Annotated in this window: 8 protein-coding genes; 3 read left to right on the top strand and 5 right to left on the bottom strand. The window is 67.2% G+C overall.

Annotated elements, in window-relative coordinates; genetic code table 11:
* Window positions 1-156: 156 nt before the first annotated feature.
* The 3 genes from CFP71_RS41765 to CFP71_RS41755 form a co-directional block, all read right to left on the bottom strand.
* Window positions 157-1,542, bottom strand: a complete 1,386-nt coding sequence (locus tag CFP71_RS41765) for a cellulose binding domain-containing protein (RefSeq protein ID WP_167406478.1) — start codon at window positions 1,540-1,542, stop codon at window positions 157-159.
* Window positions 1,543-1,554: 12 nt separating this feature from the next.
* Window positions 1,555-3,204 carry a glycosyl hydrolase family 18 protein gene (locus tag CFP71_RS41760; RefSeq protein ID WP_093939393.1) on the bottom strand — a complete coding sequence of 550 codons (1,650 nt, stop codon included), beginning with the start codon at window positions 3,202-3,204 and terminating at the stop codon, window positions 1,555-1,557.
* 262 nt (window positions 3,205-3,466) lie between these two features.
* Complete coding sequence (locus tag CFP71_RS41755) at window positions 3,467-3,898, bottom strand: RpiB/LacA/LacB family sugar-phosphate isomerase (protein WP_093939392.1); 432 nt, start codon at window positions 3,896-3,898, stop codon at window positions 3,467-3,469.
* Between the two features lie 61 nt (window positions 3,899-3,959).
* Here CFP71_RS41755 and CFP71_RS41750 point away from each other — a divergent pair, with 61 nt between their 5' ends.
* Window positions 3,960-4,589 carry a TetR/AcrR family transcriptional regulator gene (locus CFP71_RS41750; RefSeq protein WP_093939394.1) on the top strand — a complete coding sequence of 210 codons (630 nt, stop codon included), beginning with the start codon at window positions 3,960-3,962 and terminating at the stop codon, window positions 4,587-4,589.
* Here CFP71_RS41750 and CFP71_RS41745 read toward each other — a convergent pair.
* Both CFP71_RS41745 and CFP71_RS41740 read right to left on the bottom strand, forming a co-directional pair.
* A complete protein-coding gene (locus CFP71_RS41745; RefSeq protein ID WP_093939391.1) occupies window positions 4,586-5,107 on the bottom strand; it encodes a DM13 domain-containing protein in 522 nt (173 codons plus the stop codon). The two genes, CFP71_RS41750 and CFP71_RS41745, sit on opposite strands and share 4 nt — an antisense overlap.
* Window positions 5,108-5,166: 59 nt before the next feature.
* A complete protein-coding gene (locus CFP71_RS41740) occupies window positions 5,167-6,192 on the bottom strand; it encodes a medium chain dehydrogenase/reductase family protein (protein ID WP_093939390.1) in 1,026 nt (341 codons plus the stop codon).
* Between the two features lie 170 nt (window positions 6,193-6,362).
* Between CFP71_RS41740 and CFP71_RS41735 the strand changes: the two genes are divergently transcribed.
* Together CFP71_RS41735 and CFP71_RS41730 are read left to right on the top strand one after the other, a co-directional pair.
* A complete protein-coding gene (locus CFP71_RS41735; RefSeq protein ID WP_093939389.1) occupies window positions 6,363-7,229 on the top strand; it encodes a bile acid:sodium symporter family protein in 867 nt (288 codons plus the stop codon).
* A gap of 14 nt (window positions 7,230-7,243) precedes the next feature.
* Window positions 7,244-8,044: an alpha/beta fold hydrolase gene (locus tag CFP71_RS41730; protein ID WP_093939388.1), complete on the top strand. Its 801-nt coding sequence runs from the start codon at window positions 7,244-7,246 to the stop codon at window positions 8,042-8,044.
* The last annotated feature ends 164 nt before the right edge of the window (window positions 8,045-8,208 follow it).

Below are 8,208 nucleotides of genomic sequence, written 5' to 3'. Positions count from 1 at the left end.
AAGGGGGCCTTCATGTACCGCCGTGCCCTTTGCGCATTTGGTCCTCTGAATGCGGTAGATGCATACGCAACTACCGCATTCAGAGGACCAAATGCGCAAAGGAGCGGGCCCGCACCGTGCAGCATCGGTGCGGGCCCGCGGTTCGGGGAAGGGACGTCAGAAGCCCGCGGTGATCCGCGTGAAGTCCCAGTCGTTCTGTGCGATACCACTGCAGTTCTCGGCGACGCCGCCACCGGGACAAGGCCGGTCGCGGTTGGCCGACCAGAAAGCGAGCCTGGCGGTCTTGTTCGTCTTGGACCAGTTGGTGATCTTGGTCCAGGCGTCGAGACTCGTCAGCTCCTGCTGGTCCGAAAGGCCGTTCATGCCACTGATGCCCAGGTGGCCGTACGCCGTGGCGTCGTCCCACCCGAAGGTCGACTTCAGTTTGTCCCGCAAGCCGTTCGCGGCCTTGATGGTGTTGCCGTACATGTCCGCGCCGCCGCCGAAGTCGAACGGCATGATCGTGTAGACGTCGACACCGGCGTTCAGCGCCTTCGACTGGTCGATGAGCCGGTTGCCCCAGGAGTTCGGGCCACTGGTCGTCGTGCCGAAGGTGAGAATGGTCTGGATACCGGGGTTCTTCGCCTTCACGATCTTGAGCGCGTTGAGGACGCGGTCCTGCACGGTCGCGTTCTCGAACTCGTCGGTGTTCTCGATGTCGATGTCGATCGCCTTGAGACCGTAGGCGTCGATCACCTTCTGGTAGGCGCCGGCGAGCAGTTCCGGCGTCGAGCAGTTCGGGCCGAGCTTGTTGCCGCTCCACCCGCCGAAGGACGGCACGATCTGCCCGCCCGCGGCCTTGATCTGCGCGATCGCGTTCGCGTCGGGGCCGCCCTGCAACGGACGGCTGCCGTCCCAGGCGGGGTTGCAGCCGTTCGAAGCCAGCACGAAAGCCAGGGTGAACCACTTGATCCCGGTCGCGTTCATGACCGTCTGCGGGTTCGGCGGGTTGCCCCAGCCCATGTACAGATACGGCGCGCCACGACCGCCGGGCAGCGGCGGGTTGCTCGTGGTGGTCGTCGGCGGGTTCGACGTCGACGTGGTCGTGGTCGGGGAGGACGTGGTGGTGGTCGGCGTCGTGGTCGGACCGCCGCCGCCCGGATCACAGGAACCGCCGTTGATCTTGCAGTTCGCCGGGGCGACGTAGCTCCCGGAGTACTTGACGTTGAACCCGAAACTGGTGCTGCCCCCGGTGCCGAGGTTGCCGTTCCAGGTGTTCTTCACCGTCACGTGCTGGCCGGAGGCCGTGTAACTGCCGTCCCACAGCGAAGCGATCGAATGTCCCGCGGGCAGGTCGAATTCGACCGTCCACGTGGGAAGACTCGATCCCGAGTTGTTGCTGATCGTGTACTTGCCCTCCCAGCCTGAGCCCCAATCGGAGCCCTTGCTGAAGGCGGCGCCGACGCCGCCGGCCGCGGAGGCCGGCGCGATCACGAGGACCGCGCCGGCCGTTGCGGCAGCGGCGGCCAGGCCGACGGCCTGGATCCAAGTCCGCTTAGCCACTTCTCAAACCTCTCAGTTCAGGCCATTCCGCATGGCCGTGACCAGTTCACCGTTGCCGGTGTCACCACTGAGCTCCCAGAAGAACGCGCCGCCGAGACCCTGGTTCTTGGTCCAGCCCATCTTCGAGTTGATGGTCGCGGGAGTGTCGTAGCTCCACCAGTTGTTGCCGCACTTCGCGTACGCGGTGCCCGCGATAGTGCCCGTCGACGGGCAGCTGTTCTTCAGGACCTTGTAGTCCTCGATGCCCGCTTCGTACGTGCCCGGTGCCGCACCGGTCGCGGTGCCGCCCGGGGCGTCCTGTGTGACGCCGGTCCAGCCTCGGCCGTAGAAACCGATACCCAGCAACAGTTTGCTCGCCGGAACACCCTTGGCCTTGAGCTTCTGGATGGCCTCGTCGGAGTTGAAGCCCTGCTGCGGGATGCCCGGGTACGCGGTCAGCGGCGAGTGCGGGGCCGTCGGACCCTGCGCCGCCCAGGCGCCGAAGAAGTCGTACGTCATGACGTTGTACCAGTCGAGGTACGCCGAGGCGGGGCCGTAGTCGGCGAGGTCGAGCTTGCCGCCGCTGCTGGCGTCCGCGGTGATCGCGGCGGTGACCAGGAACGAGGAACCGAACTTGGTGCGCAGCGCCTGAGCCACGTTCTTGATCGCGGCGGGGCCGCTGGTGTCACAGGTGAGACCGCAGGCGTTCGGGTACTCCCAGTCGATGTCGATGCCGTCGAAGACGTCGGCCCAGCGCGGGTCCTTGATCAGCTTGTAGCAGGACTCCGCGAAAGCGGTCGGGTTCTTCGAAGCCTGGCCGAAGCCGCCGGACCAGGTCCAGCCACCGAACGACCACAGCACCTTCAGGCCCGGGTACATCTTCTTCAGCTTGCGCAGCTGGTTGAAGTTACCGCGGATCGCGCCCGCGTCCCACGAGTCCGCGACACCGTCCACACTGGACCCGGCGTCGTAGAACTTGTCGTAGTCGGCGTAGGTGTCGTCGTTCGCCGTGCAGGAACCGTTCGTGACGTTGCCGAACGCGTAGTTGATGTGCGTCAGCTTCGCCGCGGAACCAGAAGTGTGAATGTTCTTCACGTGGTAGTTACGGCCGTAGACGCCCCACTGCACGAAGTAGCCGAGGTTCTTCTTCGCGCCCGGGTTCGGGTTCGAAGTCGTCGTGGTCGGCGGGTTGCTCGTGGTGGTCGTCGTGGGCGGGTTCGACGTCGTGGGGTTGGACGTCGTGCTCGTGGGCGGGTTGCTCGTCGTCGGGGTGCCCCCACCCGGATCGCAGGAGCCGCCGTTGATCTTGCAGTTCGCGGGCGCGGTGTAGGCGCCGGAGTACTTGACGTTGAAGCCGAAACTGACGGAGGCGCCGTTGGAAACGTTGCCGTTCCAGGTGTTCTTGACGGTCACGTGCTGGCCGGAGGCGGTGTAGCTGCCATCCCACAGCGAGGCGATCGAGTGGCCTGCCGCGAGGTCGAACTCGAGTGTCCAGGAGGTGAGGGCCGATCCCGAGTTGTTCGTGATCGTGTACTTGCCTTCCCAGCCGGACCCCCAGTCCGAACCCTTGGTCAGGGTGGCTCCGACCCCGCCCGCCGCGTTCGCCGGCACGGTCACCAGACCGACAGCCAGCGCCGCGACGGCCGTGAACAGGCCGACCAGATGCCATCTCTTTCTTGACATTTCACTCCTTACAACACGGTGCAGGGAAATGATCTTGGAGAGGGATTTCGTCAGTGCGAAATCGGCGACATCGCGTTGCCGCGGCCGAAACCGGGCAGGCGGGGATGCGTCTTCATCGACCACCTCCATGCGGAACGCTTTGTTGCGGGAGACGGTACGTGGTCTGGACCAATATGGGAAGCGTCACTACGTAGAGTGGTGATTTTCCTGCGAACGGCCTAATACGTTCGACAGCGTTAACCGTTCACAGGTTCGGTGCCGCTCATCGACGGAATTCGTCCATTTCGCCGAGCCGGGCGATATTCGCCGATTCGTCGGCGTCCGGCGCGATACCGGAAAGGAACACCTCGGTGATTTCGACGGCGACGTCCGGAGAGAGCCGTTTGAGGCTCAGTGCCAGCACGTTCGCGTCGTTCCACTTGCGCGCGCCCGCGGCGATCCAGGTGTCCCAGGCCAGCGCCGCACGCACGCCGGGGACCTTGTTGGCCGCGATGGCCGTACCCGTCCCGGTCCAGCACATCACCACGCCGAAGTCGGCTTCGCCGTCGGCGACCGCCTTGCCCACCGCCGCGCCGAGTTCCGGCCAGAGTTCCGACGCCGCCGGGTGGATCACCTCGTGACCGGCTTCGGCCAGGAAGGCCTGAACGGCGTCCGTGGTGGCGTTCCGGTCGTCGGCGGAGAAGGCGATCCTCATGTCCGGGATCGTAACGCCGCGTCGACAGGTGACGAACCGGAAGTCATGGGAGGATCACGTCGTGGACTCGTCTGCGGAGGAGCGCCAGGTCCAACGTGACCAGGAGATCGCCAGGACACGGATTCTCGACACCGCCGCCCGTCTCATCGGCGAGGCAGGGTTCGCGCGGCTCAAGATCGGCATGATCTGCGCCAGGACGGGCTATCCGAGCGGCGTCGTCTACCAGCTGTTCGGCTCGAAGGAGACGCTGGTGCAGCGGCTCGTCGAGTTCGCCGCGGAGAAGTTCGCCGACGCCTTCAGCGCCGCGGTCGCCACCCGCACCGGCGGGCTGACCCCCGCTCCGATGGACATGCTGCGCGCGTTGCTGGACATCTTCTTCGAGCTGCTCACCGACATGCCGCCGCTGAACCGGGCTTTCGTGGTGCTCTGGACGGACGCGACCGTCGGCGATCCGGCGGTGCGGTCGGCGATGACCGAGGCCGATCGCCGGTACCGGTTCGCCATCGCGCAGACCGTCGCCGCCGGGATCGCCGACGGCTCCATCTCCGGTGTCCGCGACCCGGACGCGTACGCGGCGGCGCTGGTCGGCCAGCTGCGGGGGATCGCGGTGGCCGCGATCATCGATCCCGGCGGAATCGACCTGCGCGCCGTCCGCGCGGAGATGGAATACGCCGTGGACCGGCTGGCCTAGGGGGTTTTGGTCAACGGAGCCGCGCCGAACGAGACGTCGAACCGGTCGCACCAGATGCTGACACTCGAATAGCGGGCCAGATCGGTGCCCGCGGGCAGGGTGTAGTTCTGGCTTCCCTTGTTGCCCTTGAGTTTCCCGGCGCTCATGTGCGCGCCGTCGTCGAACACGAACCAGCCGTCCTTGCCGGGGAGCACCGGCGCGTCGCTCAGCAGGACCCGCAGGTCCGGGCCGTTGCTCGTGTCGAGATTCTCCAGGCGCAGCACCAGGGATCCGTCTTCCGCGCGGATGATCCGGACGCCGCCGCTGGTCTCGTGTTCGTGGCTGATCAATTCCCCGGTCGCCACGATCATGGGCTTTTTCGGGGCGGGCGCGGCACTTTCGGAGACCTGCGCCACCGGAAGCGCCTCTTGGACCGTTTCGTTCACCCAGAGCTTCCAAGGCTGGAACCAGTAGAGGCCCGCGGCCACCGCCACCACCAGTCCGGCCGCCACGACGGCGAGCACCCGCTTGCGTTTCATGGGGGTCATTCAACCGCGCGAACCGTCCGGATCGCCGGGTTCGCGCGGTTACCGAACCCTTACGGCGTGAGCACCACCTTGCCCGCGACCGTTCCGGATTCGGCCAGCCGCAGGGCTTCCGCGACCCGGCTCAACGGCAACCGCGCCGCGACCTGTGCGGTGATCGTGCCGTCCTTCAGCGCGGCGAAGACCTGGGTGAGGTCTTCGCGTAGACGGGCGCGGAACCGGTTCTTGGCGAAGGACCGTCCCGCCCAGACGTTGAAGAAGTACGCGTTGCGGCCGTTCGGGAGGCTGTTCCACAGCATCACGCGGGCGAGGATCTTGAGTACGGGCAGCTGCTTGGAGCCCTCGTCGTCGCGGGTCGCGGCGCTGCCGTAGGAGACGAGCGTGCCGCCGCGGGCGAGCAGCTTCCACGACGCGGGCACGCTGGCGCCGCCGACGTGATCGAAGACGGCGTCGACACCTTCGGGTGCGAGCTCGCGGACACGCGCGGAGATGTCCTCGGTGCGGTAGTCGATCGGCGTGACTCCCAGGCGCCGCAACGCTTCGTGATGCCGCTTCGACGCGGTACCGATCACCCGGACACCCGCCTGCGCGGCGAGCTGGACCAGCAGCGAGCCGACCCCGCCGTTCGCGCCGTGGACCAGGATCGTCTGCCCGGCGCGCACCCGGGCCTTGCGGTGCAGCATCTGCCAGGCGGTGATGCCGTTGACCACCGCGGTCTCGGCCTCCTCCGCGCCGAGGCCGTCCGGGACGGGCACGACGTCGGCGGCGTCGAGGACGACGTGGCTGGCCCAGCTCCCGACCTTCGTCAGCGCGGCGATCCGGCGGCCGGCGAGTCCGCGGTCGACCCCGTCGCCGGTGGTCAGCACCGTGCCGACCAGGTCGTAGCCGGGGACGAAAGGGAAAGGCGGCTGGTCGTAGTACTTGCCGCGGCGCATCTGCTGCTCGGCGAAGGAGACTCCGGTCGCCTCCATCGCGACCACGACCTGGCCGGGGCCGGGTGCGGGGAGCGGGCGTTCCCGCAGCTCCAGGCCTTCCGGCTCGACCTTGCCCGGCAGTACGACCTCGGTCAGCGTGTTCATCTCGATCTCCCTGAGTGCCTATCGTGTGCGTTAGAGCCTGTAACTATAGTGAGCACTGCTCTCGGAAAAGTCAAGCCGGGTCACGTCTGGGTTTCGGTGCCTTGACCGGCTTCTCGCCGCTTGACACGATTTGCCGAACTGAAAAGGGCATATCGGACGGAGGCCCCGCGATGGGTTCGGCGATGTTCTCGATCCTCTTGCCCGTCGCGCTGGCGCTCGTCATGTTCGGGCTGGGGCTGACCCTGACCGTCGCCGACTTCACGCGGGTGCTGAAGTACCCGAAGGCCGCCGTCATCGCGTTGGTGTGCCAGATGATCGTGCTGCCCGTGCTCTGCCTCGGCCTGATCCTGCTGTTCGGCCTCGGTGGCGTGCTCGCGGTCGGGATGATGCTGCTCGTCGCCTCACCCGGCGGGACTTCGGCGAACCTGTTCAGTCACCTCGCGGGCGGCGACGTCGCCCTCAACGTCACGCTCACGGCGATCAACTCCGTGCTGGCCGTGTTCACGCTGCCGCTGGTGGTCGGCCTGTCGATGGCCGGGTTCCTCGACGGTGGTGCCTCGGTCGGGCTCCAGGCCGCGAAGTTCGTGCAGGTGTTCGCGATCGTGCTGATCCCGGTCGTGATCGGGATGGCGGTGCGGAGCCGGTTCACCGGCTGGGCCGAGCGGATGCGCAAACCGGTCAAGATCGGCTCCGCCGTGGTGCTCGTGCTGGTGATCGCGGCCGCGATCGCGCAGGAGTTCCGGACCCTGGTGGACAACATCGGCACACTCGGACCGGTGGCGCTGGCGCTTTCCTTGCTCAGCCTCGCGATCGGGTATTACGTACCGCGGCTGCTCCGGGTGGACCGCGGGCAGTCGATCGCGTCCGCCATGGAGATCGGCGTCCACAACGCCACCCTCGCGATCGCCGTGGCGATCTCCGTCCTCGGCGACAAGGCGATGGCCGTACCCGCCGGGATCTACGGCGTGCTCATGTTCTTCCCCGCCGGGATCGCGGCGTGGCTGTTGTCCCGCAGCAAGGAGACCGCGCGGGTCTGAGTTACGTTGGGGGCGTGCGGCGTTCCCCCATCGGCGACATCCTCGACGTGAACGGTGTCGCCGTCCACGTCCGTCAGGACGGCGCCGGGCCGCCGGTGCTGTTGCTGCACGGGTATTGCGGTTCGGTGCACTGGTTCGACCGGCTCACCCCCGGTCTGTCCGCCGCGCACCGCGTGATCCGGGTGGATCTGCTGGGACACGGGTGCACCGGCGGCTCGTCCGGACTCGACCCGGTGTCGCAGGCGCGAATGCTGGCAGGTGTGCTCGACACGCTGGACGTCGAGGACGTTCTGGTCGCCGGTCATTCCTTCGGCGCCGACGTCGCACTGGCCTTGGCCGGTCTCTCGCCGCGCGTCGGGTCCTTGGTGCTGATCGGGCAGGCTCCCGACTACAGCTACGCGTCTTTTCCGCCCGGTAGCCCGGTTCTGCTGCCGATGGTCAGCTCTCTCGTGCGGCTGATCGCCCATCGGCGGTGGGTCCGGTTCGCCGCCCGGTTCCGCCGGGTGAGCTGGTTCGACGATCCCTTGCAGGATTTGGTGGACCACGCCGTCACCGCGCCCGCGATGGCGCGGGTGGTGCTCGTGGACCGTGCGCGGCGACTCGCGTTCAGTCCTCTCGATGCGCAGGTGGCGGCTTTGGGGCTGCCGTGCCTGGTGATTCTCGGGCGGCGGGACCGCTTTTACGACTGTGACAAGACTTTCGCCCGGTATTCGGCGGTGGGGGCCCGGGTCGAGGTCGTGGAAGGTGCCGGGCATTCGCCGTTCTTGGAGCGGCCGGGCGAGGTGGCCCGGCTCTTGCGCGAGTTCAGGGCCTAGCGTCTGTGGGTGGTCGGTGCGGGTGGTCGTGAGTGGCGTTTCGGGTTCTTTTGAGGGGTAAGGCAAAGGTGGCGTGTGCCTGGCCTGCCCACTTGCCGGTTTCGGGTGTTGAGATCTGAGGAGCGTGGGGGAGGGAAAGAGTGTTGATCCGGGGAGGGTGGGAG

It is taken from the genome of Amycolatopsis thailandensis (assembly GCF_002234405.1).
In the GTDB taxonomy this organism is placed as follows: Bacteria; Actinomycetota; Actinomycetes; order Mycobacteriales; family Pseudonocardiaceae; genus Amycolatopsis; species Amycolatopsis thailandensis.
This window is presented reverse-complemented; position numbering and strand designations above follow the sequence as displayed.

Excerpts from the sequence above, each read along its gene's own strand:
- CFP71_RS41760 (WP_093939393.1), bottom strand. The coding sequence starts at position 3,204 with ATGTCAAGAAAGAGATGGCATCTGGTCGGCCTGTTCACGGCCGTCGCG.
- CFP71_RS41755 (WP_093939392.1), bottom strand. The coding sequence starts at position 3,898 with ATGAGGATCGCCTTCTCCGCCGACGACCGGAACGCCACCACGGACGCC.
- CFP71_RS41745 (WP_093939391.1), bottom strand. The coding sequence starts at position 5,107 with ATGAAACGCAAGCGGGTGCTCGCCGTCGTGGCGGCCGGACTGGTGGTG.
- CFP71_RS41740 (WP_093939390.1), bottom strand. The coding sequence starts at position 6,192 with ATGAACACGCTGACCGAGGTCGTACTGCCGGGCAAGGTCGAGCCGGAA.
- CFP71_RS41735 (WP_093939389.1), top strand. The coding sequence starts at position 6,363 with ATGGGTTCGGCGATGTTCTCGATCCTCTTGCCCGTCGCGCTGGCGCTC.